Source organism: Luteibacter sp. SVR4-7G (assembly GCF_056755555.1).
In genome coordinates this window covers 62,982-86,131 of the sequence record NZ_JBPGXO010000007.1, presented here as the reverse complement: position 1 = coordinate 86,131, position 23,150 = coordinate 62,982, and the positions used below count along the sequence as shown (strand labels likewise).

At 66.1% G+C, this 23,150-nt stretch carries 22 protein-coding genes and 1 tRNA gene; 6 read left to right on the top strand and 17 right to left on the bottom strand.

What is annotated here, in order from left to right; all coding sequences use genetic code 11:
* Positions 1-25: 25 nt before the first annotated feature.
* Together ACR9ZH_RS04490 and ACR9ZH_RS04485 are read right to left on the bottom strand one after the other, a co-directional pair.
* On the bottom strand, positions 26-904 hold the full coding sequence (locus ACR9ZH_RS04490) for a methylated-DNA--[protein]-cysteine S-methyltransferase (RefSeq protein ID WP_481289552.1): 879 nt from the start codon (positions 902-904) through the stop codon (positions 26-28).
* 68 nt (positions 905-972) lie between these two features.
* Entirely contained in the window at positions 973-1,251 is a 279-nt protein-coding gene (locus tag ACR9ZH_RS04485) for a hypothetical protein (protein ID WP_481289551.1), read from the bottom strand.
* A gap of 81 nt (positions 1,252-1,332) precedes the next feature.
* Here ACR9ZH_RS04485 and ACR9ZH_RS04480 point away from each other — a divergent pair, with 81 nt between their 5' ends.
* The gene (locus ACR9ZH_RS04480) at positions 1,333-1,671 is read left to right on the top strand and encodes a Rieske (2Fe-2S) protein (RefSeq protein ID WP_481289550.1); all 339 of its coding nucleotides are present in this window, start codon (positions 1,333-1,335) and stop codon (positions 1,669-1,671) included.
* Positions 1,672-1,778: 107 nt separating this feature from the next.
* On the opposite strand, the gene ACR9ZH_RS04475 is transcribed toward ACR9ZH_RS04480, so the two are convergent.
* From ACR9ZH_RS04475 to ACR9ZH_RS04455, 5 genes are all read right to left on the bottom strand, one after another.
* Positions 1,779-3,596, bottom strand: coding sequence for an SLC13 family permease (locus ACR9ZH_RS04475; RefSeq protein WP_481289581.1), 1,818 nt, complete (start codon positions 3,594-3,596; stop codon positions 1,779-1,781).
* A 153-nt stretch (positions 3,597-3,749) separates the two neighbouring features.
* Entirely contained in the window at positions 3,750-4,472 is a 723-nt protein-coding gene (gene trmB, locus ACR9ZH_RS04470; RefSeq protein WP_481289549.1) for a tRNA (guanosine(46)-N7)-methyltransferase TrmB, read from the bottom strand.
* 2 nt (positions 4,473-4,474) lie between these two features.
* The gene (locus ACR9ZH_RS04465) at positions 4,475-5,275 is read right to left on the bottom strand and encodes a thiazole synthase (protein ID WP_481289548.1); all 801 of its coding nucleotides are present in this window, start codon (positions 5,273-5,275) and stop codon (positions 4,475-4,477) included.
* Positions 5,276-5,299: 24 nt separating this feature from the next.
* Positions 5,300-5,500, bottom strand: a complete 201-nt coding sequence (gene thiS / locus ACR9ZH_RS04460; RefSeq protein ID WP_481289547.1) for a sulfur carrier protein ThiS — start codon at positions 5,498-5,500, stop codon at positions 5,300-5,302.
* Positions 5,501-5,553: 53 nt separating this feature from the next.
* A complete protein-coding gene (locus ACR9ZH_RS04455) occupies positions 5,554-6,252 on the bottom strand; it encodes a hypothetical protein (RefSeq protein WP_481289546.1) in 699 nt (232 codons plus the stop codon).
* 136 nt (positions 6,253-6,388) lie between these two features.
* Between ACR9ZH_RS04455 and ACR9ZH_RS04450 the strand changes: the two genes are divergently transcribed.
* From ACR9ZH_RS04450 to ACR9ZH_RS04440, 3 genes are all read left to right on the top strand, one after another.
* Positions 6,389-6,462, top strand: a tRNA-Gly gene (locus ACR9ZH_RS04450).
* A 184-nt stretch (positions 6,463-6,646) separates the two neighbouring features.
* Positions 6,647-7,327, top strand: a complete 681-nt coding sequence (locus tag ACR9ZH_RS04445) for a hypothetical protein (protein WP_481289545.1) — start codon at positions 6,647-6,649, stop codon at positions 7,325-7,327.
* Between the two features lie 174 nt (positions 7,328-7,501).
* Entirely contained in the window at positions 7,502-8,695 is a 1,194-nt protein-coding gene (locus tag ACR9ZH_RS04440; RefSeq protein ID WP_481289544.1) for an MFS transporter, read from the top strand.
* On the opposite strand, the gene ACR9ZH_RS04435 is transcribed toward ACR9ZH_RS04440, so the two are convergent.
* Genes ACR9ZH_RS04435 through ACR9ZH_RS04420 form a run of 4 tightly spaced genes read right to left on the bottom strand, consistent with a single transcriptional unit; the run spans position 8,649 to position 10,850 of the window.
* Positions 8,649-9,593, bottom strand: coding sequence for a LysR family transcriptional regulator (locus tag ACR9ZH_RS04435; protein ID WP_481289543.1), 945 nt, complete (start codon positions 9,591-9,593; stop codon positions 8,649-8,651). The two genes, ACR9ZH_RS04440 and ACR9ZH_RS04435, sit on opposite strands and share 47 nt — an antisense overlap.
* Positions 9,594-9,605: 12 nt before the next feature.
* Complete coding sequence (locus ACR9ZH_RS04430; protein ID WP_481289542.1) at positions 9,606-9,941, bottom strand: hypothetical protein; 336 nt, start codon at positions 9,939-9,941, stop codon at positions 9,606-9,608.
* Positions 9,938-10,492 (bottom strand): RNA polymerase sigma factor, encoded by a 555-nt coding sequence (locus ACR9ZH_RS04425; protein WP_481289541.1) that lies wholly within the window; start codon positions 10,490-10,492, stop codon positions 9,938-9,940. The genes ACR9ZH_RS04430 and ACR9ZH_RS04425 overlap by 4 nt, the downstream gene beginning before the upstream one ends.
* The gene (locus ACR9ZH_RS04420; RefSeq protein ID WP_481289540.1) at positions 10,482-10,850 is read right to left on the bottom strand and encodes a hypothetical protein; all 369 of its coding nucleotides are present in this window, start codon (positions 10,848-10,850) and stop codon (positions 10,482-10,484) included. Before ACR9ZH_RS04420 ends, ACR9ZH_RS04425 begins: the two co-directional genes overlap by 11 nt.
* Before the next feature lie 130 nt (positions 10,851-10,980).
* Here ACR9ZH_RS04420 and ACR9ZH_RS04415 point away from each other — a divergent pair, with 130 nt between their 5' ends.
* Positions 10,981-12,978, top strand: coding sequence for a M13-type metalloendopeptidase (locus ACR9ZH_RS04415; RefSeq protein ID WP_481289539.1), 1,998 nt, complete (start codon positions 10,981-10,983; stop codon positions 12,976-12,978).
* A gap of 127 nt (positions 12,979-13,105) precedes the next feature.
* Here ACR9ZH_RS04415 and ACR9ZH_RS04410 read toward each other — a convergent pair whose 3' ends face one another.
* The 3 genes from ACR9ZH_RS04410 to ACR9ZH_RS04400 all read right to left on the bottom strand — a co-directional run bounded on the left by ACR9ZH_RS04410 (position 13,106) and on the right by ACR9ZH_RS04400 (position 17,784).
* Positions 13,106-13,636 carry an energy transducer TonB gene (locus tag ACR9ZH_RS04410; protein ID WP_481289538.1) on the bottom strand — a complete coding sequence of 177 codons (531 nt, stop codon included), beginning with the start codon at positions 13,634-13,636 and terminating at the stop codon, positions 13,106-13,108.
* Positions 13,637-13,699: 63 nt separating this feature from the next.
* On the bottom strand, positions 13,700-16,528 hold the full coding sequence (locus tag ACR9ZH_RS04405; protein WP_481289537.1) for a TonB-dependent receptor plug domain-containing protein: 2,829 nt from the start codon (positions 16,526-16,528) through the stop codon (positions 13,700-13,702).
* A 314-nt stretch (positions 16,529-16,842) separates the two neighbouring features.
* On the bottom strand, positions 16,843-17,784 hold the full coding sequence (locus tag ACR9ZH_RS04400; protein ID WP_481289536.1) for an alpha/beta fold hydrolase: 942 nt from the start codon (positions 17,782-17,784) through the stop codon (positions 16,843-16,845).
* A 150-nt stretch (positions 17,785-17,934) separates the two neighbouring features.
* Here ACR9ZH_RS04400 and ACR9ZH_RS04395 point away from each other — a divergent pair, with 150 nt between their 5' ends.
* Positions 17,935-19,116 (top strand): MFS transporter, encoded by a 1,182-nt coding sequence (locus ACR9ZH_RS04395; protein ID WP_481289535.1) that lies wholly within the window; start codon positions 17,935-17,937, stop codon positions 19,114-19,116.
* 17 nt (positions 19,117-19,133) lie between these two features.
* On the opposite strand, the gene ACR9ZH_RS04390 is transcribed toward ACR9ZH_RS04395, so the two are convergent.
* The 3 genes from ACR9ZH_RS04390 to katG form a co-directional block, all read right to left on the bottom strand.
* Positions 19,134-19,640 carry a winged helix-turn-helix transcriptional regulator gene (locus ACR9ZH_RS04390; protein ID WP_481289534.1) on the bottom strand — a complete coding sequence of 169 codons (507 nt, stop codon included), beginning with the start codon at positions 19,638-19,640 and terminating at the stop codon, positions 19,134-19,136.
* Between the two features lie 53 nt (positions 19,641-19,693).
* Complete coding sequence (gene bla / locus ACR9ZH_RS04385) at positions 19,694-20,701, bottom strand: class A beta-lactamase (RefSeq protein ID WP_481289533.1); 1,008 nt, start codon at positions 20,699-20,701, stop codon at positions 19,694-19,696.
* 136 nt (positions 20,702-20,837) lie between these two features.
* Positions 20,838-23,123: a catalase/peroxidase HPI gene (katG, locus tag ACR9ZH_RS04380; RefSeq protein WP_481289532.1), complete on the bottom strand. Its 2,286-nt coding sequence runs from the start codon at positions 23,121-23,123 to the stop codon at positions 20,838-20,840.
* Positions 23,124-23,150 lie beyond the last annotated feature (27 nt).

The following is a 23,150-nucleotide window of genomic DNA, read 5'->3' as shown; positions in this document are numbered from 1 at the left end:
ATGCGGTAGCGAAACCTTTCGGGGGTCAGCCTTGAGCGGCTTTCATGGCACGTTCGGTGGCGAGCAACTGCTGCTTGATGTCCAGGCCCCAGCGCCAGCCGCCGAGGCTTCCGTCCTCGCGGATGATCCGGTGGCAGGGCACCAGCAGGGCCAGTTTGTTGCTGCCGCAGGCGCGGCCGATGGCGCGGGCAGCCTTGGGCACCCCGAGCTTCGCGGCCAGTTCGCCATAGCTCAGTGTCTCGCCGCGGGGAATGCGCGTGAGCGCATCCCATACGCGCCACTGGAAGGCCGTGGCGGCGACGTCGAGCGGCGGCATGGCCGGCGCGTCGCGGTCACTCCAACCGAGCTCGTGGGCGACGCGGCCGATTACGGCGTCGAGCCACTCTTCGCGTCCTTCATCCACCCGTTCGCGCTCTGCCAAGGGGAATTCCGCCGCGAGCCGCGCCTCGAGCCCGGCATCGTCCTCGCCCAGGGTGACCGAGCAGATGCCCCGTGCCGTGGTGGCGACGAGCAGCTGGCCCAGGGGCGTGTTCGTGGTGGTGTAACGGATCGACGCCCCCGCGCCGCCCGCCCGGTAGCTGGCCGGCGTCATGCCGAGGCGGCGGTCGCTCTCCTCGTAAACCCGGCTGCCGGAGCCGAAACCGGCTTCGTACACGGCATCGGTCACCGCGGCGCCTTCGCGCAAGGCGTCGCGCAGCTGGCCGAAGCGGCGGGCGCGGGCGTACTCGGCCGGGCTGACCCCATAGCGGCGGCGGAATGCCCGCTGCAGGTGCGTGGGACTCAGCCCCGCGACGGCGGCGAGGCTGTTGAGGTCCGTCGCCGCTTCGCCGCTGTCGAGGGCGGCGCGGACGCGTTCAAGGGCATCGGCGGCGACGGGACGCATGGCACAGGTCTGGGAATTCATGATGGCCTCCTTCATGGAGACCAGCGTAGGACGGGGCGCGGCCCGTCACCATCCGCTTCTTGCGGCTATCAGTGATGGTGGACCGGCCGGCCCTGGCGGATGACGACGAACTCGCCTTCCAGGACGTCCGGATCCTTCGGCGCGGCCCGGGCGGCGCCCGCCATGCGGCCACGCGACAGCTTCCACTGGCGTACCGCCAGGAAGACCAGGCCGCCGGCGAAAAGCACGCCGAGGACGACCACACCGAACACGAGCAGCACACCCACCACGGCAAGGCCCAGCACCAGCGACAGGGCGCGGACGAGGGGGTTGCGCGAGCGGCGGATGGGCGGGAAAACAAGGCGCATTGGTTAAAAATCCGTATGTGGCACAATGACATGCATCTACGCCCTTTACCTTGGGGCATCCGTTCCCCATAGACAAGTGCCATGACTGCCACCGAAGCCGCCCCCCTCTGCCTGCTGGCGGATATTCCCGATGGCAACGCCATCGAAGTCGAAGCCCTGGTCCACGGGGAGGTGGAGTCGCTGATGGTTTACCGGCACGGGGACGAGGCGCGGGCCTACTTCAACGTCTGTCCCCACGCGGGGCGGCGCCTGGACTATGTTCCCGGCAAGTTCCTGGTCCGTGGTGGGCAGATCATCTGCGCCGCCCACGGGGCGACCTTCACCGCCGAGAGCGGTGACTGCACGGCCGGACCGTGCCGGGGCGACCGGCTGCGTGCTGTGGCGGTTGCCGTGACTGACGGCGCTGTCCACCTGTCCTGATTTGTAGGAGCGCGCAAGGCGCGCGACGGCTTTTCGCGAAGAGCAGCAGGCCCTGTTACATCGCCGCGAGAAGCCGTCGCGCGCAAGGCGCGCTCCTACGTGATTTTTCAGCGGTACATGAAGTTGATGGTGACCAGGGTGAGCGCCAGGATCAGGATGGTCAGGGGCAGGCCCACGCGCAGGAAGTCGCGCGAGCGGTAGCCGCCGGGGCCGGCCACCATCATCAGCGCGGGATGACCGGACGGCAGCAGGAAGGTGTTGGACGACGACACCGCCACGATGAGCGCATACGCCGAGGGATTGCCGCCGGTGGTCACCGCCACGCTGATCGCGATGGGCACCATCATCACGGTGGCGCCGACGTTCGACATCACCTGCGAGAACATCAGGGTCAGCACGGCGATCGATAGCTGCAGGGTCCACTGCGGCGCGTGTCCCAGGATCTGCAATACCTCCTGCGCAATCCACGAGGCGGTGCCGGTCGAGTCCATCGACCAGCCCAGCGGAATGAGGCAGGCGGTGACGAAGATGGTTTTCCAGTTGATCGCCTTGTAGGCCTCGTCCATGTTCAGCACGCCGGTGAGCAGCATGCCCACCGCGCCGGTCATCATCGCCACCGACAGGTCGAGGTGGGTGAACAGGGCCAGGCACTTCGCCAGCACGAAGAAGCCCACGGCCTGCCAGATCTTGCCCGGGCGCTGTTCTTCCTTCGGGATATCGGTCACCACGACGATGTCGCGGTCTTCTTCCGCCAGCATGAGGTCGCGCCACTTGCTGTGCAGCACGAGGGTGTCGCCGGCGCGCAGGGTCACCGCGCGCACGTCCTCGCGGAACACCTCGTCGCCGCGGTTCACCGCCAGCACGGAAATGCCGAAGCGCTTGCGCAGGCGGAGATCGCCCACGCTCTGCTTGATGAAGCGCGAACTCGGCGGCACCACCGCCTCGGAGATACCCGCGCGCGTGGTATTGAACTGCTCGCCCAGCTGGCGCATGCGCATCGACACGCGGCACAGCTGGTTGTTGGCGAACGACATGATCGCTTCGCGCGGCGCGAGCACGCCGAGCACGGTGCCCACCCAGATCATCTGGTCCGAGGGCGGGGCCACGCGGCTTTCGTTGCCGTTCTTGATCGCGAGGATCAGCGGCGCGCCGTGGAGTTGCTCCACTTCGCCGATGCTCATGCCGACGAGCGGGCTCTCGGCGGTGACGGTCAGCTCGGCCGTTTCGCCCGCGATGCCATAGGTATCGGCGAAGTAGCTCTCGGTGCGGCCGGGCGTGACCTTGAGCCGCTCGTCCTCGCGCTCGGGCAGCAGCTTGCGGGTGAAGAGGTAGAAGAACAGCACGCCCGTCACGGCCAGCACGAGGCCGACCGGCGTGACGCTGAACAGGCCGAATTTCGGGATGGTGTGCGCACCCGGTGGCAGGTTGCTGTTCGCGCTGGCGATCAGGTCGTTGAGGACGATCAGCGGCGAGTTGGCGATCAGCGTGGTGTTGGTGGCCGTGAGGATGCAGAAGGCCATCGGCAGCAGCAGGCGCGACATCGGCACGCCGGTGCGGGCGGACAGGCGGCTGGTGACCGGAATCATCAACGCGGCCAGCGCCTGGCTCGGGATCACCGCGCTGAACAGGCTGGTGACGCTGTTGACGACCACGCCCAGGCGCGATTCCACGCCGCGGGCCATGCGCATGACGAAGGCGGCGGTGAGGTTGAGCACGCCCGCCCGGTCGAGGCCGGCGCCCATGATCATGATGGCGATGATCGCGATGACCGCGTTGCCGGCGAAGCCGTTAAACACCTGGTCGCCGGGGATCAGGCCGGTGAGGCCGATCGTGACCACGACGAGCAGGGCGACCATGTCGGCCCGGATCCACTCCAGAACGAGCATGAGCATGGTGAAGCCCACCAGGCCCAGCACGAGGATCATTTCGGGAGTGAGGGTCAGTGCCACTAGCCGGCTATCCGGATCCGGTCGGTTGGAACATGCGGTGGCATGGTGCTGCCAGGCTGTGGAGTTGCCGCAGGAGTATACGCGCTGGGCGTGGATACCGGCTGAAGCCGGGCCACGATCGCAGCGCGATCAGTCCGCGGCCGCCGTGCCCTGCCACTCGTAGAGGAAGTCCCACACGCCATGCCCGAGCCGCGTGCCGCGCCTCTCGAAGTGCGTCTCGATGCGCCACGCCGGACGCTCCGCCACCTGGCCCGGGCCGACACGGTTGCGCCAGCCGGCAGCGGCTTCCATCGTCTCGCGCATGTGCTCCGCATAGGCCTCCCAGTCCGTGGCGAGGTGGAGCAGGCCGCCCGCCGCCATCCGCGAGGCGAGCAGCTCCACGAAGGCCGGCTGGACCAGGCGGCGCTTGTTGTGGCGTTTCTTGTGCCAGGGGTCCGGAAACCAGATACGAACCTCCGACAGGCTGCCCGCCGGGATGTCGTGCTCGAGCACTTCCACGGCGTCGTGCTTGTACAGGCGCACGTTGGTCGCCTCGCGCGCGGCCAGCGCATTCATGAGGCGCCCCACGCCCGGACCGTGCACTTCCACGCCGATGTAATCGCGGGCGAGATCGTGCTCGCTGGCCCAGGCTAGCGCTTCGCCGTTACCGAAGCCGATCTCAAGCACACGCGGCGCGTAGCGGCCGAAGGTGGCGTCCAGGTCGCGCTCCTTGCCCGCGTAATCGAGCCCGAAACGCTCCCAGTGCTCATCGAACGCGCGCTGCTGCGCCGGCGTCATGCGCCCTTCGCGCAGGACGAAGCTGCGGATGCGGCGGTGGAAGGGGGCGTCCCCGCTGGTCTCGTCGTTCGCCATGTTCAGCCGACCAGCCCATCGAGAGGGCTCGAGGCCGAGGCGAAGCGCTTGCGCGGAATGCGTCCGGCACGGAACGCCGCGCGGCCCGCCTCGACGGCCAGCTTCATCGCGTGCGCCATGAGCACGGGGTCTCTGGCGCCGGCGATGGCGGTATTCATCAGTACGCCGTCGCAGCCGAGCTCCATGGCGATGGACGCATCCGACGCCGTGCCCACGCCGGCATCCACGATGACCGGGACCTTCGCGTTCTCCACGATCTCGAGCAGGTTGTAGCGGTTCTGGATGCCCAGCCCCGAGCCGATCGGCGCGGCCAGCGGCATGATCGCGGCGCAGCCGATCTCTTCCAGACGGCGGGCGAGGATGGGGTCGTCGGAGGTGTAGACCATGACGTCGAAGCCGTCGGCCACGAGCTTTTCCGCGGCCGCGAGGGTCTGCACCACGTCCGGGTACAGCGTGCGCTCGTCACCCAGCACTTCCAGCTTCACCAGGTTGTGGCCATCGAGCAGCTCGCGGGCGAGGCGGCAGGTGCGCACGGCGTCGTCGGCGGTATAGCAACCGGCCGTGTTCGGCAGCAGGGTGAAGCGGTCCGGCGGCAACGCGTCCAGCAGGTTCGGCTGGCTCGCGTCCTGGCCGATGTTCACCCGGCGGATCGCCAGGGTCACGATCTGCGCGCCGGCGGCCTCGGTGGCGCGACGGGTCTCGTCGAAATCCTTGTACTTGCCCGTGCCGGTAAGCAGGCGCGAATGGAACGTGCGGCCGGCGACGATCAAGGGATCGGTGGCGGCGGGAGCGAAGTGGTTCATGCGGTTTTCCGTCGGGGCGCGGCGTCAGCCGCCGCCAATGGCGTGGACGATCTCCACCCGGTCGCCTTCGGCGAGCAGGTGCGTCGCGTGCGCGCTGCGCGGCACGATCTCGAGGTTCACTTCCACGGCCACCCGCTTCCCGGCATAACCGGCAGCATCGAGGAGGGCGGACACGGAAGTACCGGGCGCGCAATCGCGCGCGTCACCGTTGAGCGTAATCTGCATCCGCCGATTCTACCGGCCCCATTACCCCGAGGGTAGGAGCGCCTCGGCGGCGATCACCGCCCGCGCCAGCCATCGCCACCGCGCATCGGGATGCCCGTGCCCGGCTGGTTCCCCGAGCCTATGCCGGTCCCCGGCTGCGGCGCCCGGCTGTTCGTGAACCCCGTGCCCGGCTGCACCGGCGGGTTCCCGTAGTACCCACGGTTCCAGCCCCGGTCGCGATCGCCGCGGTCCGGCCGCCGCTCCGGGGCCAGCTTGACTGGCGCGCCATTCGCCGACGTATTCCCGACGCTTCCTGCCGCAAGGCTGAGCGAGCCACCTCGGCCATCGTCGTGATCGTGGCCGCCATGCCCACCGCCGGGCCCGTCGTGGTCGTGCCCTGGCCGGCCATGATCGCGGTCGCGGTCGCGGTCGCGGCCACCGCGCCCGTCGCGATCGTTCCAGCCGTAGCCCGGCGGATAGCCACCGCCGTAGTAATAGCCGCTTTCCGCCACGGAACCGTTGTCTCCGTAGTCGACCTGGCCCTGTGAACTGCCGCCGCCCACGGCAACCTGGCCACCCACGTAGAGGCGGGCCGGTTGGGGCAGGCTGCCGGTGCTGACCGTTTCCTTGCGTACCGGCCCCGACGGCCCCGAGATATAGCTGACGCCCGGCTTGGGCATGGCGTCGGTGGCGACGGTCCGCGACTGAGCGACGACCGATCCCGCGACGACCGCGAGCCCTGCGGCCATGGTTAGCGAAAGCGCACGATGCATGTTCCGGCCCTCGTAAGGATCCCCGTAGCCGATTATGCGCGCGCCCCTTGCCGACGGCGCAGGAATTCGCCGCCATGTTCAGCCAACCGCCACCTTTGCCCCGGCCGCCGAAGTCGTATTACCATCCGAGCCCGACGCGGGTGTAGCTCAATGGTAGAGCTGTAGCTTCCCAAGCTACTGACGAGGGTTCGATTCCCTTCACCCGCTCCAGCTTCTCGCACGAACAGATGCTTTGTTGAGGGCGGCCCTATCGGCGGGCTAACGGCCCGACTGACGGGCCAAGGCACGTGACCATCCCAAGCGGTCGGACACGTTGCATTGAAGGGATTTTCCCGCGCTCAGCTTCTCCCGTTGAAAGGCATCGAACGACTCCCATCGCCGCCGGGGAACTGACATGTATTTGGGTATCGAAGACAGGCTGTTGCGGCTTGAAAAGAAAAACCGCCAGTTGACCCTGCTTTGCCTCGGTCTTTTCATGGTGTCGATGGTGCTGAGTGGAGGATGGGCCCTGGCAACAGCGCCCACGAGCGGGCAACCTGACATTCTTCATGTGCGCGGACTAGTGGTTGACGATGCACAGGGCAGGGCACGCATTGTCATGGGCGCTCCCTTCCCCGACGTCCCCAACCGCATCCGGCACGATGCCGGCTCCGTTGCCATGCTGTTCCTTGATGAGCAGGGGCACGACCGCCTCACCGTGGGGCAATCGTTCACTCCGCAAATCGAGGGGAAAGTCCCCGCGAACTTCCACCGCCTGGGCGACTCCATCGGGGTCATCATCCACAACACGGTCGGCGATGAGCGTGGTGGGATGTCGTGGCTGAGCAACGGACGTGGTGCCATCTCGTTCGACTATCCCGACCGGGACGCCATCGGCATGTATGTCGACGACAGGAACCGGTCAGCTACCTTTGTGCTCGAATATGCCGATGCCGCCATCGGCGATGTGAGCCTCTTCGAGGCGACCGCCAAAGGTCGAGGCGGACGATTTACCTTCTTCGACCCGGCGGGGAAGCCGAAGACCACGTGGGATGTTGCTGAGGGCGCCGTCTCCAGCCTCCCTTCAGCTCGTTGACTGACGGAAGAAGAGCAGAGGCTGCCTGCGGTAGACCCCCTGACGCGGTCCCGGACACCGGAGCTACCGGAGGGCCCATTCCCTACAGGAATGACCAATATCCATCCGCCCCACTGACCGGCCGACGGTTCGACGGGTAGCATGCACCACAGTCTTCTTCGTCCGGGAACCACCATGTCTTCCTCCGTTCGACCCGCCTCCGCGCCGGGTCGAGGCACGCTTTTCGCCATGGCGCTGGCGGCCGGCCTTGCCGTCGCGTCCATCTATTACAACCAGCCCATGCTGGGCGTCATGTCGTCCTCCCTGCACGACGTGCGTGTCAGCGGCTGGATCCCCACGCTGACCCAGCTGGGCTATGCGGCGGGATTGCTGCTCCTGTTGCCGCTCGGCGACATGCTCGAGCGGCGCAGGCTCATCGTCGTGCAGTTCGGGGTGCTGGCGCTGGCGCTGGTCGTGATGGCGCTTGCCCCGGGTCTTGCCGTGCTCGCCGTTGCGTCCGTCCTCGTCGGCGCAGCCGCGACCGTGGCGCAGCAAATCGTGCCGTTCGCCGCGATCCTCTCCGCGCCGGAAAAACGTGGCGCGGCCATCGGCACCGTCATGAGCGGCCTGCTCACGGGCATCCTGCTGAGCCGCACGCTCGCCGGCCTCGTCTCGAGCATCGCCGGCTGGCGGACCATGTTCTGGCTGGCCGTGCCCCTCGCGGTACTGGGGGCCGTGCTCATGGCTCGTAGCCTGCCGACGCATCGTCCGGCGAAGCAACTCCGGTACGGCGACCTGCTCGGTTCGCTCATCCATCTCTGGCGTGACGAACCGGCGCTGCGCCGTGCCGCCGTGACCCAGGCGCTGCTCTTCGCTTCCTTCTCCGCATTCTGGACGACGCTGGCGCTCCGCCTGGCCGAGCCGCCGCTGAATCTCGGCGCCGCGTCGGCGGGTCTATTCGGCATCGTCGGTGCGGTCGGCGTGGCCATGGCTCCGGTGGCCGGACGCATGGCAGACCGCCGGGGACCGGCTCCGGTTATTGCGTTGGGCGCCGCCGCCACGGTGGTGGCGTGGTTGGTGTTCGGGCTGTGGCCGAGCCTTGCGGGACTCGTCGTGGGCGTGATCGTGCTGGACTTCGGCGTGCAGATCGCGCTGGTTTCGCACCAGCACCTGATTTACGGCCTGCATCCCGAGTACAAGAGCCGGTTGAACACGTTGTTCATGACGACGATGTTCCTTGGCGGCGCGCTGGGCTCGTCGCTGGCCGCGACCGCCTGGCACCATGGCGGGTGGGCGGCGGTGTGCATGCTCGGCGGTGCGTTGCCGCTTGCCGCGCTGCTGCTCAGCTTCGTGCGGCGCCGCCTGGCCAGACCGCAGCAGGCGCACTGAGGGCATCGGCGTCGTCCGGGCGCATAAGCGCCTCGACGAACGCCGCGAACGTGCGTGCCTTGGCACTCGGCATGCGACCCGACGGGAACACTGCCCACAGTGACAGGTCTCCGAAAGACCAGTCGGGCAAGAGTTCGAGTACCTCGCCACTGGCAAGTTCCGGTTGCACCACCCACCGTGACGTCACACCGATCCCGAGTCCAGCGAGGATGGCCGCCCGCAGCCCTTCCGCGGCCGTGACATGCAGGGGGCCGGCGACAGGCACGCGTTCGCTCCGCTCGCCTTGCCTCGCGATCAATTCGCGCACCAGCCCGCCATGGCCGTACGACAGCACTGCATGCGTGGCCAGCGCCGCCGGATCGGCGGGCGCGCCGTGAGCGTCCACATAGCCGCGAGAGGCTACGAGCACGCGCCCGGTGCCGGCGAGGCGCCGGGCGGTCATCGACGAGTCGTCCAGGGCACCGATGCGCAGCGCCAGGTCCACGCCCGCTTCGAGCAGGTCGACCGGCCGGTCGTCCTGGAGCATCTCGACACGCAGCCCCGGGTGCTGCGAGAGAAAACGGGACAGGTGCGGAATGATCTGCATCCGGCTGAACGTCACCGGTGCGCTGACGCGAAGCACACCCGTCAGGGCCGCGCCTTCGCCGCGCGCGGCATGGTCGGCGTCTTCAAGGTGCCTCAGCGCCAGATGCGCATGCTCGTGGAACGCTCGTGCCGCTTCCGTTGGCGTCAGTCCGTGTGTGTTCCGCAGGAACAGCCGGACATGCAGGCCTTCCTCGAGCTGGGCAATGGCCTTGGATACGGCCGGCTGGCCGAGATTGAGCCGCCGTGCCGCCGCCGAAAACGATCCAGTCTCCAGCACGGCTTCGAAAACCTGCAGTGTGGCGAAGCGGTCCATCTCAGTGCGTCCTCATCGGCCTGCCGTTGCATCGCGCGACGCACCGTCGAAAGCAGGCATCGACCAGTCATGGAGCATCGCCCAGAAGGCGACGCCCAGAGCCAGCGGTGCCACGAGCATCGAACCGCTCGTATGGTGGAGCAGTACGAGCGACACGACGAGCATGCCGCCGATGAGCGTGGCGGCGATTGCGAGGTCTCGCAGGCATGCGCGCCACGCATTGGCCTTCTCCAGTTGTGCGAGTGCTTCCACCGCGATGACGCGCTGCGTGCGCTCGATGAAGCGCGCATCGGGTTCCGTGTCGGTGCCGGCCAGCAGTCTGCCGAGTTCATGGTTGTCGGGTGTCATCGCGGAGTATCCGATGCGGGGGTAAGGTGGCGGCGCAATATGTCGCGCGCGCGGGGAATGATGCTCTTGAGCGTGCCCAGCGGAAGCTCCAGGAGCTTCGCCGCTTCGGTGTGCGACCAGCCTTCCACGTCGCATAGCAGGATGCATGCGCGCTCGCGCGACGGCAACGTGGCCAGCGCGGCGAGGACGTCGATCCGCGTTCCCGGGTTGGGGTCGGCAGTTGTGAACGGATCGGCCGACTGCGCATGCTTGCGCCGCACATGCTGTTCGTGGCGCTCATGGTCCAGGAAGAGGCGCCAGCCGATGCGCACGAGCCACGCGGCGTAGCTGCTGTCGCTGCTTTTCCCGTCGAACTGTCTGCAGCGTTGCCAGGCGCGCACGAAGGTCTCCTGGGCCAGGTCGTCGGCGGTCGCCGCGTTCCCGCACAATTTTCGCAGGAAGCCGCGCAAGCGCGCCTCGTGCCGCGCCACCAGTGCGTCGAACGCCCTGCGGTCCCCGGCTATGACCCGCCGGTTCAGCGTGTCGTCGCTGGGTTCGGTATCACTGGCCACGGTTCGCCCGCACGGACAGCACCACCAGCATGAGGCCGGTCAGAAGCGGGAAGAGCGCCGCGCCGGCGGCCACGCGCATGGCCTCGGGCGTGCCCTGCAAGGCAATGCACCCGCCGCATGCCACACCGATCGCGATGAGGAGCAGACCGTTGCGGCGATCCATCGCGGCGCGTTCGACGGCGGGGGCCCGGCCGAGCGCGCGGTCCAGCTGTTCCACGGTCAGGGGGACGCCTGCCTGCAGGGCTTGGCGAAGGGTCCGATGCAGCATGGCCACCATGGCCAGCCGGATGAGCTGGTGCAGCACGATGAGGATGGCGAGCGCGGTAATCACGCTGCCGAGGAAATGAGCGTCGAGCATGGGAATCTCCTGGATGGGTCCTGGCATAACGGATGCGGACCGGCGATTGGATGAGCGACCGCAAACATCCAATGGCCGGTCGCGCGGCGTTTGGATGGCACCGGCGCAAAGCGCTTCCCTGGAGCATCCCATGAAACCCATCCTCGTCCTCCTCGCCGGCCTGTTGGGCACGGCGTCCACGGTCCTGCCTGCGCGGGATGTCCCGTCGGCCCTCCCGGTGCCGCCATCGACGGCACCCACACCGCAGGTGGCGCCGGGGGACGACTTCGATCTGTATGTAAATGGCGCATGGGCACACGATCATCCGGCGCCCGCCGATCGTGCTTCGATCGGCACGTGGCAGGATATCCAGGCCCAGGCCATCGAACAGGCGCGTGCGCTGGTGGAGGAGGCCGCGGTCGCGAAGGCGCCGATGGGCATCCTCTATGCGAGCTACCTGAATCAGCCGGAGCGGGACCGGCAAGGCCTTCGCCCTCTCCAGACGTGGCTTGCACGGATCGATGAGATCCGCGATCACGCCGCGCTCGCGACGGAAATCGGCCGGCTGGCACGTATCGACGTCGGAACCATCGTCGTACCGGTCATCGAAGACGACGACGGGCACCCCGGCCAGCGGATGCTGACGGTTCGCGAAGGGCGCGTCGGACTGCCCGACGCCAGCGCCTACCAGGCCGCCGAAGGCCAGGCACGCGCGCGTCGCGATGCCTATCGCACGTACCTTGTTGCAATGCTCGCTGCCACGGGCGTCGCAGCGCCGGACGCGGCCGGGCGTGTCGACGCGGTACTGGCGTTGGAGTCGCGCCTGGCAACGTCGCAACCTGGCCTCGCGGCCCAACGGGATGCAACGGCCTCCTACCATCCCCTCACGGTACGGGAACTGTCGACGCTCGTGCCGAACTTCCCGTGGCCGCAATGGTTTGCCGCGCTCGGTATCGACAAGCCGGACAGCGTGAACGTTGCGCACCCCGAAGTACTGCGGGCGCAATTGGACGTGGTGGCCGAGGCACCGCTCGGCGTGCTCCGCGACCTGCTCAGGCTCAGGCTCCTGAACACGTACAGCCGCTATGTGGACGCCCGTATCGCGGCCGTCCGCTTCGCCTATGTCGGCACGGCCTTGCGTGGCACGACCGTCGAGGCGCCGGCGTGGAAACGTGGTGTGGACCTGGTCACCAACCTGATGCCCGAGGCACTGGGCCGCGCCTATGTCGAGCAGCATTTTCCGCCCTCCGCCAAGGAGCAGGCGCGGGAGATAGCGGAGGCGGTGCGCGGCGCGCTGGCCTCGCGGGTGAACAAGGCCGCATGGCTGTCGCCATCCGCGCGCGCGGAGATTGGTCGAAAACTGAAGCGCACACGCATAAGCATCGGGTACCCCGACATCTGGCCGCCAAGCCCGCAGGTCACGCTCCGCGAGGACGACCTCGCCGGCAATGTCGCCCGGCTGACGGCATGGCGCTTCGAGCAGGCCGTCGCGGGCCTGAAGCAGCCCATCGACCGCGCGGTGTGGCATTCGCCCGTGAGCGTACCCAATGCGTATGCCAGCGCAGCGGCGAACGAGGTCATCTTTCCAGCGGCGCTGTTGCAGCCGCCGTTGTTCGATCCCGCGGCCGATCCTGCGGTCAACTATGCCCGCCTTGGGGCCACCATCGGTCACGAACTGAGTCACCTGTTCGACGACCAGGGGCGCCATTACGACGCCGACGGTCGCCTGCGCGACACGTGGAACGTAAGGGACGCGCGTCGTTTCGAAGCGAAGGCCGGCGCGCTGATCGAGCAACTCGAGGGCTACGAGCCGCTACCGGGCAACCGCGTGAACGGCCGGCTCGTCCTCGGCGAATCCCTGGCTGACCTGGCCGGCTTGCTGGCGGCGCACGATGCCTTCGTTGCGAGAGCAGCGAAAGCCGGCGCCGCCGACCGTGCCGCCGACCGGCGGTTCTTCACCGCGTGGGCGCAGTTGTGGCGCAGCAGCTATCGGCAGGAATACCTCCGTACCGTGCTGCAATCCGATGCGCACCCGCCGGGGGCCGTGAGGCTGTCCACCGTGCGGAATGTCGACGCGTGGTACGACGCCTTCGACGTGAGGCGGGGCAGTTTGTATCTCGCGCCGTCGGAGCGCGTCCGCATCTGGTAGCACTGGCGCGTGGCGTTTCGACGTCACGGTGACCGTCGCTTGGTCCATGGGCGCAGATATCGACACCCCGCATGGAACCGCCGACCGCCTCCTCGGGTCGATGGGCGGGGTGTCTAGGTGTCCACGGTCATGGTGCGCCGCTATTTCCCGACTCGCCGGATTTCTTCATTGCGACTCGAGGAGAGCCCCCGATCACTTCGAAGTGAAAAATGTAGTCCATCGAAAATGGCACGGGCTTGGCTGCCACGCGATGGGTGCTTCCATCTGGATCAGTCACCCAATCGGTAATCAGCAGCGGGTTGTAACGCCATTGGCCGACAGCCGCGACGACAGCATTGAAGAAGGAGATTGAAACGGGATCGCTGACGCTGCCAAGGTCGTCGCTGCGGACTTCGGTCACTTCACCGGTCGCGCTCACGATGACCTTGACGCGGATATCCCGTGCTGGAAGGCCCCGCTTGACCAGCTCAGGCGGATAGACCGGCGCCACGTGATCGACCGGGTTGGCCTGGGTCGCGGCCTGCTCGGGCTTCAACGTGTAACGCGCCTGTCCCATGTCGACCACGGCCTTCCATTCGACCTCACCGGTCTTTCGAGGCATGGGAGCGCAGTCGCACAGGATGGCAGCCATGACTGCCACGCAGCAGAGCTTCTTCATGTTCTTCCCTGCAAGGAGGGACGTCCCTGTCCCCTTGATACAAAGCTGCTTATGTTCCGGCGATCAGAACTTGTAGTTCGCTTCGACGTACATGGTGCGGCCGTAGATGTTGTAGTTGAACTGGTCCCACGGGCTCGTCTCGGTGCCGAGGTAGGTCCGATCCTTGGGCGGCATCTTGTTGAGCACGTTGTTCACGAGGAACGACAGCTCCAGGTCCTTGAAGCCCTTGTAGCTGACCGAGGCGTTGTACGTGATCCACGGCTTCAGCTTGCCGGCACCCTTGCTCGTGTAATCGCCCGACTGCGTGGCCGCGTAGTTCGGCGTCGAACCGTAGCGGTTGAAGTAGACGGTGGCGCCCCACTGGTCGTTCGGGCTGATCCACGACACCGAACCGTTCACCTTGGTCTTGAAGTCGGTGGACCAGTCCGGAGCGCGCAGGTAGTCGATGTAATCGTCGCCCGGCAGCGGCTGGTAGGTGTGCTTCAGCACGTTGCTGTAGCTCGTGTCGAACATGAACGTGCCCAGCCGCGTGGTCGGGAGCATATAGCTGAACTCTGCATTGAGTGCGTTCACCTTCTCGTTCGACACGTTCACCTTCGGCGTGCTGATCGTGTCGATCGTGCCGAGCAGACCGTCGATCGTCGCCGGATTGCGGGTGATCTTGGAGAAGGCGTTGATGCAGGTCGGGCTGCTCGCATTGTAGTCGCCGTTGTAGCAGTGGTACTCGTCAAGCGACAGCTTGTCAGCCGACTCCTGGGCGACCTCGTTCGAGATATCCCAGTGCAGGTAATCGACCGAGAACCTCATGCGCGCGATCGGAGACCACACGAAGCCATAGCTCCACACCTTCGCGGTGATCGGCTGGAGTGCCGGATTGCCCGACTGCTTGCCGCTGAACTGTGCGTTGCTGTAGTTGGGATCGCACTGGTCGGAGTGGGCCGGGTCGAAGCCGAGGCGTGCGCAGTTCGCGTAGTCGGTCACGCTGCTGTAATAGCCCGATTCACCCATGAACTGATCGGAAATGTTCGGGGCCTTGAACGCCGTGCCGTACTTGCCGCGCAGGAGGAGCGTGTCGAACGGGCGCACCTCGATGCCGAAGTTGTACGTGCCATGCGCGATGGTCTGGTCGGCCACCTTGTAACCGTCGTAACGGCCGGAAACGTCGAAGGTCAGCCATGACAGGACCGGTGCGCGGAACTCGGAGGTCAGAGCATAGCGGCTGCGATGACCCGCGCCCTGCACGTCCGAAGCGCCCCAGACGTTACCGTTGAGCATGTTGTACGACGGCGTATAGGCCCAGCCCTGGTTTCCGCCTTCGGCGACCATGGCGATGCCCGCGTCGCCGCCGGGCAGGGAGAACAGCTCACCGTTGGTCACCTGGAAGCGGAGCATGTTGTCCCAGGTCTTCGCCTTGGTGTGGTCGCGCGTCGTGAAGCTGGCGAAGTCGGCAGCCGTGATCGGGCGGTAGAACTGGTCGTAGTTGACGGCGTACGTCGGATACGAGCCGTCGTACGGATCGGGGCCGAGATCCGGGCCCATGAACTTGTTGACGAAGAAGTTATCCATCTTGTCGGCGAGTCGGTCGATCGACGAGCTGTTCAGATGGTCTTCGCTGTGCGTGAATCCGAGGTCCCAGTTCCACTTCTGGTCCCATACGCCGTTGCCGCCGAAGGTGACCATCAGACTGTTTTCCGTCTGCTTGTTCATGATGTTCTTGTAGCCACCGACTTCCTCGTCGGTGAAGCCGCGCTGGAGCGCGACGTAGTCGTCGAGGTTAGGGTCGTAGATCGGGCCGAAGTCCGCCTGCGAGCCCCACCACATGTAGCTCGGCCCGGAGCTCCATTTCTGCTCCCCGTGGTGGTACAGGAAATCGCCGTACAACTGCGTGTTGGGCGTGACGTCGAAGGTCGCATGCGTGTAGAAGTCGGCGTTCTTCGATTCGTTCTGCATCGTGCGGAAACCCGGGCTGTTGTACGAGCCGCAGTACGGGTTGGCCTGGCCGGCGCGATACCGCTTGCCCTCACCGCCATGCATCAGGCCGACCGTGTTGGCGCAGTCGTTCGGGTCGGCGAAGATGTAGCTGTTCCTGCTCGCAGTCAGCGAGTTCACGAGGAAGTCGCGCCCCGCGGCTGCGGGACTGTTGGGGTTGCCCGTGAAATACTGCTTGGAGAGGTCGCGCTGCGAAGCCCAGATCGGATCGACCTTCTCGAGCTGTGCGCCCACCAGGACATTGAGCTTGTCCCAATGGAAGCTGTCCGCGAACGACAGGCGATGCGACTGGCCGCCGCCTTCCGACGTCCAGCCATAGCGGTAGTCGATCGTGGGCCGGTCCATCTTCTTCTTCAGCACGATGTTGATGACGCCCGCGATGGCGTCCGAACCGTACAGCGAGGACTGGCCACCGGGAAGGATGTCGATATGGTCGACGAGGTCCGCCGGGATGCCAGAGATCGAGTTGAAGGAATCGCTGCCGTTGTAGAGGGCCGGGAAGTTGCCCATCGGCCGGCCGTCGATCAGGTACTTGGTGAAGCCGACCGGCAGGCCGAACATGGAAAGCGTCTGAGCGCCAGGAGTGAAGCCCTGGCTGAACTGGGCACCCTGCACGGAACCCGTGGCGAAAGAGGAGGCCTGCAGGACCTCGGCGATGGTGGAGAAGCCCTTGGCCTTGATCTGTTCCGCGGTAATCGTAACCGTCGGCGTGGCCGTTTCAATCTGTGTGATCGGAATCAGCGAGCCGGTGACGGTTACCGCTTCCAGCTTTTGTGCGTCCTTGCCGTCGGTGCCGGCATTGGTGGACGTGGCGTCTTGCGCAAACGTGGTGAAGCTCATCAGCGATGAGGCGATGGCGGCGACCAGGATCGAGCGACGCAGATGCTTCGAAGAATTCGACATGTATTCCTTGCCCGTGAAGTTGGTTTATTCAATGCAAGCGCATTACTCCAGACGGACTGGTCATCATGGGTCGTTCATTTCTTATCCCCCCCGGAACGATTGAACTTGCATGGGGCTCCCACACACCCATGCAGCGTCGGCCTGGCAGACGCGTCGTGCCAAATCCGAGGTCAGGTTATCAATCCCGACGATTGGAGATAAACATTACTTTTGCAAAAAGATGACAATTCGCAATATGTAGCGAATCGTGCGTAATTAATTGTGGTCGCCGAGGAAGAGCGAGGGCGTACCGACATTGCGAGGCGGTGCTCGACCTAGCGCCGGCCTGACTGCTTGTCGAGGAACGCCAGGATCCGCGTGGCGATCTCATCGCCTTGCTCTTCCCAAGGGAAATGACCGGCGTCGAGGAGGTGCACTTCCGCGTCCGGCACGTCTCGCCTGTAGGCCTCGCCGCCGGCACCGATGAACGAGGGATCGTTCTTGCCCCAGACGACGAGAGTCGGCGGCTTGTGCTTGCGCAACCAGGCTTGCCATGTCGGATAGGCCGCCACGTTGGTCCGGTAGTCGTAGAGCAGCGCCGCCTGGATCTCCCGCTGGCCGGGCTGCGACAGATGTGCGAATTCATCCGTCCAGGTATCCGGGTTGTAGCGTTCGGGATGCGAGCTGCCGAGCGTGTGACGCAGTTCGGTGGCGGAGCGCGAGACGAAGTTGTCGAAGACTTCCGGATGGGCTTGCGGATCTTTCCAGTACTCGGCGATGGCCGTCCACTTCTTGCCGAGGCCTTCCTGGTAAGCGTTCGCGTTTGACACGATCAGCGCGTCTACCCGTTCCGGGTGCGCCAGCATGATGCGGAAACCGATCGGGCCGCCGTAGTCGTGCAGGTATAGCGCGTAGTGCTTGAGCCCTAGCTTCTCCAGGAGGCCGTCGGTCGTCTTCGCCAGGTTATCGAAGGTGTAGGCGTAGTTCGAAGGAGCGGGCGCATCGCTCTGCCCGAAACCGGGGAAATCCGGTGCGACGAGGTGGTAACGGGTGGCGAGCTGGGGAATCAGGCTGTCGAACTCGCGCGATGAGGATGGGAAACCGTGCAGGAGTACGAGGGTCGGGGCGTCTTTCGGGCCCGCCTCGCGATAGAACACGCGCACCCCGTCCACGCTGGCATAGCGGTAGGTCGTCGTGGCGTTGGTCGATGGCAGCGGCGCAGCGCTCGCGCCGGTACCCAGAAGCATCGCGGTGGCAAGGAAGGCGATCGTTTTCATGGCATGGCTCTCTTCGCTTCGGGCCTGGGCCCTTCTATGCGTGCATTCGCCGCACGCGCCGGTCCGGTTACGCGACGACCGGAATCATAGTTGCATGATGCTACTTATGGCGCTACAGTTGCATGAAGAAACTTATAATTCAGGAGTCCCATGGACCGCCGGCTGCTGATGCTCGCCCTGGGCATGTTCTCGCTCGGCACCGACAGCTTCGTGGTCGCCGGAGTGCTTCCCGAACTGGCCGCGCATTTCCACGTAGGCATCGGAGCCGCGGGCCAGATGACCACCGCGTACGCGCTGTCTTACGCGATCCTCGCGCCCTTCATCGCGGCCATCGCGGCCCACGTGCCTCGCAAGCGCTTGCTGCTGGGCAGCCTGTCCATCTTCGTGGTGGCGAACCTCCTGACCGCGGTGGCACCGACATTCTGGTTCGCGATGGCCACCCGCGCCTTGGCTGGATTGGGCGCCGCCATGTTTGCCCCGACCGCCACCGGTACGGCGACCATGCTCGTTCCTCCCGAGCGGCGCGGCTTCGCGCTCTCGGTGATCATCGCGGGGCTGACCTTCGCCACGGCGCTTGGTTCTCCGATCGGTACCGTGATCGGCGGCCTCGGCGACTGGCGTTATACGATGGTCTTCGTAGCCGCCCTGGCTAGCGTCGCCGCGGTGGGCGTCGCGACGCTGCTGCACGATGTTCCGCTGCCGCCGCAGATCAGCCTGCGCGAGCGCATCGCGCCGTTGCACGACAGCCGCGTCGCACTGACCTTGCTCACCACGCTGCTCGGGCAGACCGGCAATTTCATCATCTATACCTATTTCGCCGTGGTCTTCGATCGCGTGATCGGCGGCAGCACCGGCTTCCTCGGCCTGCTGCTCGTGCTGTGGGGTTCGGCGGGGACGGCGATGAACCTGCTCGCCGGCCGTTACATCGACCGGATCGGCTCACGGAAGGTCCTGCTCTTCATGTTCACGATACTGATCGTGAACCAGGCCATGGTCCCATGGGCGACGGCATCCGTAGCGACGGGCGTCGTGTCGATCGTGGTGTTCGGCGCATGCGCCTGGGGATTCCAGGTGCCGCAGCAGCACCGGCTCGTGCACCTCGCGCCGGCCACGGCACCGGTGGTGCTGGGCCTCAACACCGCGGGCACCTATTTCGGCGTTTCAGCCGCGGGCGCCCTGGGCGCGGCAGGTCTCGCCACCGTCGGCGCGCACAATCTCGGCCTCGTGGCCTCGGGCTTCATGCTGCTGGCGCTGGTCGCCGCGGAACTGGCGCACCGGCGGATCCATGCGATCCACGATCGTACGTCGGCAGGGGTCGCGGCAGCCGCCTGAAAGGGCAGGCCTCCGGGTCAGGATCCCCCGAGCACCTTGAAGTTGCGATTCTCGATCAGCGCCCTCGTCGTCGCCGTAGCCCCGGGCCCCGGGACGAAGCGCACGTCGCGGAACGAGAGCGGCTTCCCGTCGGGGCCGTGCACCGTGATCTTCTCGATCGCGTGACCGGAGTCCGCGGTGACGAGACGGGTGGTGGGCTTGCCGTTCGGTGCGACCCAGCGGTCGCCCCATTGTTTCAGCGTGACGAGCACCGGGTAGAGTTCCTCACCCTTGCGGGTCAGGCGATAGCCGTCGGTATTGGCGCGGTTCTCCAGCGGGAACCGCTCCATGATGCCCTGCTCGATGAGCCTTTCGAGGCGGGCCGTGAGGATGTTGCGCGCGATGCCCAGCTCATTCTGGAATTCGTCGAAACGCGTGGTTCCCTGCGTGGCTTCACGGATGATGAGCAGGGTCCACCAGTCGCCCACCTGGTCGAGGGCGCGGGCGATCGTGCAGTTCATCTCGTCAAAGCGCTTCTTGCGCATGGCTGCACCTCCGGCGAGTGGCATTAGTTTCATCATACCACTGAGTGGAGTGGCTAGGGAGCCGGGGCCGTTCCGGCCACGATCCTGCCGATCTTCGCGAAGAGCGCATTCCGGTCCGTGGCATTCGCCTGCGATCCGGTCAGCAGCGCGGCCACGATCACCGTATGGCCGTTCGGCCAGGTGAGGATGCCGATATCGTTGAACGCCGCGGTTTCGCCTTCCAGCGTGGAGGAAGTTCCGCATTTGTCCGCGAAACGCACGCCGGCGGGGAGCCCTGCACGCAGCCGGTTCGGTACCGTCTGGTCATACATGAGTCCGAGCAGCCGTTTGGTCGAGGCTGCGGAAAGCAGCTGGCCGCGCCATAGCTTCCCGAGGAGATCGACCGCGGCATCGGGCGTCGTGCGGTTGCGCGGATCGGCCATGAACGCGCGGTAGCCGCGACGCCGCCGGGCCAGTTCATCGCGGACGGTTTCGTCTTCGGGAATGGTTTCGCCGTTGGATGTTCCCGCGAAGATGCTGCCCACCTCCGCCTCGCTGAGGTCCACCCGCATGCCGTCGATCCCGTGCGAACGCAGGTATGCCGTGACGGCCTGGGTTCCCCCCAGCAACCGGACCAGGGCGTCCACGGCCGTGTTGTCGCTCTCGCTCACGGCCGCAACCAGCAGCCGCTGGACGGTGAAGTACATTTGCCTGCCCTTGAAATGAGCCCCGATGGAGGGAACGGCGGCACCGCCCACGACATCCTTCCGATCGATGACCACTTCCTGGTCGAGAGCGAGCTGGCCGGCGTCGACCTGCGCGAGCACGGCGGCCGCCACGGCAACCTTGAAGACGCTCATCATCGGATACGCGCGATCGGCATTGACCCGGGCGCGCGCATGGGTGTCCAGGTCCACCACGGTCACACCGAGGACGCCCGGTGTAGCCTCGTTGGCCAGCCGTTCCAACGCCTCTTGCAGATCCGCGTTCGCGGTATCGCTCGCCACGACGGGCATGGCCAGCAACAGCGCGAAACAGAGGCCCGACGCCGCACGCAGCAGCGATCTGGATAACTTGCGCATGAATCCCCCGATCGACAAAACGGAAGCCAGATAGTCTGCCTTCCTTGGGGCGAATCAAGGGCATCGATGCGACTGGCAGGTGACGGCTGTCCGATAGAGGCATGGGCCTCCGTCAAGGAGGCCCACACCCGTCACATCACGCCGCTTCGAGCGCGGGCACCGTCCGCGGCTTCCTCTTGAGGTCGTAACGGTCCAGGTTCATCACCTTCGTCCACGCCGCCACGAAGTCCCTGACGAACTTCTCTTCGGCATCCGCTCCGGCATAAACCTCCGCCAGCGCACGCAGCACCGAGTTCGAGCCGAAGACCAGGTCGACGCGGCTCGCGATCCACTTGAGCTTGCCGGTACCGCGTTCGCTACCCTCGAACGATTCCCTGGCCGGCGAGGTCGGCTTCCACTCCGTGCGCATGTCGAGCAGGTTGCGGAAGAAATCGTTGGTGAGCTTGCCGGGGCGGTCGGTAAGCACGCCCTGACTGCTGCCGTCGACGTTCGTGCCGAGGACACGCATACCGCCGACGAGGACAGTCATCTCCGGAGCGGTCAAGGTCAACAGTTGGGCCTTGTCGATCAGCAATGCTTCGGCCGGGACGCTGTAAGCCGCCTTGAGGTAGTTGCGGAAGCCGTCGGCCACCGGTTCCAGCGGCGCGAAGGAATCGACATCGGTCTGCTCTTGCGATGCGTCGGTACGACCCGGTGCGAAGGGCACGGTGACGGGATGCCCAGCCTCGCGTGCCGCCTTTTCGATGGCCGCGCCGCCGGCCAGCACGATGAGGTCCGCGAGCGAGATTTTCTTGCCGCCGGTCTGCGCGCGGTTGAAGTCGGTGCGGATCGCTTCCAGTCCCTCGAGTACCTTCGCCAGTCGTTCCGGCTGGTTCGACTTCCAGTCCTTCTGTGGCGCGAGGCGGATGCGCGCGCCGTTCGCGCCGCCGCGCTTGTCGCCGCCGCGGAAGGTCGAAGCGGAAGCCCAGGCCGTCGAGACCAGTTCGGCGATCCCGAGGCCCGAGGCCAGCACCTTGTCCTTCAAGGCCTGGATATCCGCCTCGCTGACCAGCGGATGATCGACCTTGGGCACCGGGTCCTGCCAGATCAGTTCTTCATCCGGCACTTCCGGGCCGAGGTAGCGCGCGCGGGGGCCCATGTCGCGGTGGGTGAGCTTGAACCATGCGCGTGCGAACGCGTCGGCGAAGGCATCCGGATGCTCGAGGAAATGCCGCGAGATCTTCTCGTAGGCGGGATCCAGGCGCAGCGAGAGGTCGGTCGTGAGCATGGTGGGCCGGCGGTTCGCGCCGCCGTGCGCATCCGGAATCACGGCATCGCCATCCTTCGCCACCCACTGGTTCGCGCCGGCGGGGCTTTTCGTCAGCTCCCACTCGTGCCGGAACAGGTTCTCGAAGAAATGCTGGCTCCATTGCGCGGGTGTCTGCGTCCAGGTGACCTCGAGTCCACTGGTGATGGTATCGGCGCCCACGCCGCTGCCATGAGCATTCTTCCAGCCGAGACCCTGCTGCTCGAGTTCGCCGGCTTCCGGCTCGACGGCCACGTTCGCGGCATCGGCGGCGCCGTGAGTCTTGCCGAAGGTATGCCCTCCGGCGATGAGGGCGACGGTCTCCTCGTCGTTCATCGCCATACGCGCGAAGGTCTCGCGAATGTCGTGCGCGGCCGCCACAGGATCGGGCTTGCCCTCGGGTCCTTCCGGGTTGACGTAGATGAGGCCCATCTGCACTGCCGCCAGCGGATTCTCGAGATCGCGGCCGTGATCGGTGCGGTCTTCCTCCGTGCCATGCAGGTGGGGATCGGCGACGAGTATGCCCTCGTCGTCCGGCTGTACCTTGCCGTAGCGGTGATCGCCGCCCAGCCATTCGGTTTCCTTGCCCCAGTAGACGTCTTCGTCCGGCTCCCAGGTATCTTCGCGGCCGCCTGCGAACCCGAAGGTCTTGAAGCCCATGCTTTCGAGGGCGACGTTACCGGCGAGGATCATGAGGTCGGCCCAGGAGATGCTGCTGCCGTACTTCTGCTTGATGGGCCAGAGCAACCGGCGCGCCTTGTCGAGGCTGACATTGTCGGGCCAGCTGTTGAGCGGCGCGAAGCGCTGCTGTCCGCGCCCGCCGCCGCCGCGCCCGTCGCCGATGCGATACGTGCCAGCGCTATGCCACGCCATGCGGACGAACAGGGGGCCATAGTGGCCGAAGTCCGCGGGCCACCAGTCCTGCGAATCGGTCATGAGGGCGGCCAGGTCCCTCTTCACCGCAGCGAGGTCCAGCTTCTCGAAGGCTTCGGCGTAATCGAATTCCGGCTCGAGAGGGTTGGATCGCGCGGAATGCTGGTTGAGCAGGTCGACGCGCAAGCGCTTCGGCCACCAGTCCCGGTTGGTCGTGCCGCCACCTGCGGTGTGTTTGAACTGGCACTTTGCTTCGGTCGACATGGGCGCATCTCCTCTGGGTAGCCAGCA

Coding starts and splice junctions, on each gene's coding strand:
- ACR9ZH_RS04490 (WP_481289552.1), bottom strand. CDS start 904: ATGAATTCCCAGACCTGTGCCATGCGTCCCGTCGCCGCCGATGCCCTT.
- ACR9ZH_RS04485 (WP_481289551.1), bottom strand. CDS start 1,251: ATGCGCCTTGTTTTCCCGCCCATCCGCCGCTCGCGCAACCCCCTCGTC.
- ACR9ZH_RS04480 (WP_481289550.1), top strand. CDS start 1,333: ATGACTGCCACCGAAGCCGCCCCCCTCTGCCTGCTGGCGGATATTCCC.
- ACR9ZH_RS04475 (WP_481289581.1), bottom strand. CDS start 3,596: ATGATCCTCGTGCTGGGCCTGGTGGGCTTCACCATGCTCATGCTCGTT.
- trmB (WP_481289549.1), bottom strand. CDS start 4,472: ATGGCGAACGACGAGACCAGCGGGGACGCCCCCTTCCACCGCCGCATC.
- ACR9ZH_RS04465 (WP_481289548.1), bottom strand. CDS start 5,275: ATGAACCACTTCGCTCCCGCCGCCACCGATCCCTTGATCGTCGCCGGC.
- thiS (WP_481289547.1), bottom strand. CDS start 5,500: ATGCAGATTACGCTCAACGGTGACGCGCGCGATTGCGCGCCCGGTACT.
- ACR9ZH_RS04455 (WP_481289546.1), bottom strand. CDS start 6,252: ATGCATCGTGCGCTTTCGCTAACCATGGCCGCAGGGCTCGCGGTCGTC.
- ACR9ZH_RS04445 (WP_481289545.1), top strand. CDS start 6,647: ATGTATTTGGGTATCGAAGACAGGCTGTTGCGGCTTGAAAAGAAAAAC.
- ACR9ZH_RS04440 (WP_481289544.1), top strand. CDS start 7,502: ATGTCTTCCTCCGTTCGACCCGCCTCCGCGCCGGGTCGAGGCACGCTT.
- ACR9ZH_RS04435 (WP_481289543.1), bottom strand. CDS start 9,593: ATGGACCGCTTCGCCACACTGCAGGTTTTCGAAGCCGTGCTGGAGACT.
- ACR9ZH_RS04430 (WP_481289542.1), bottom strand. CDS start 9,941: ATGACACCCGACAACCATGAACTCGGCAGACTGCTGGCCGGCACCGAC.
- ACR9ZH_RS04420 (WP_481289540.1), bottom strand. CDS start 10,850: ATGCTCGACGCTCATTTCCTCGGCAGCGTGATTACCGCGCTCGCCATC.
- ACR9ZH_RS04415 (WP_481289539.1), top strand. CDS start 10,981: ATGAAACCCATCCTCGTCCTCCTCGCCGGCCTGTTGGGCACGGCGTCC.
- ACR9ZH_RS04410 (WP_481289538.1), bottom strand. CDS start 13,636: ATGAAGAAGCTCTGCTGCGTGGCAGTCATGGCTGCCATCCTGTGCGAC.
- ACR9ZH_RS04405 (WP_481289537.1), bottom strand. CDS start 16,528: ATGTCGAATTCTTCGAAGCATCTGCGTCGCTCGATCCTGGTCGCCGCC.
- ACR9ZH_RS04400 (WP_481289536.1), bottom strand. CDS start 17,784: ATGAAAACGATCGCCTTCCTTGCCACCGCGATGCTTCTGGGTACCGGC.
- ACR9ZH_RS04395 (WP_481289535.1), top strand. CDS start 17,935: ATGGACCGCCGGCTGCTGATGCTCGCCCTGGGCATGTTCTCGCTCGGC.
- ACR9ZH_RS04390 (WP_481289534.1), bottom strand. CDS start 19,640: ATGCGCAAGAAGCGCTTTGACGAGATGAACTGCACGATCGCCCGCGCC.
- bla (WP_481289533.1), bottom strand. CDS start 20,701: ATGCGCAAGTTATCCAGATCGCTGCTGCGTGCGGCGTCGGGCCTCTGT.
- katG (WP_481289532.1), bottom strand. CDS start 23,123: ATGTCGACCGAAGCAAAGTGCCAGTTCAAACACACCGCAGGTGGCGGC.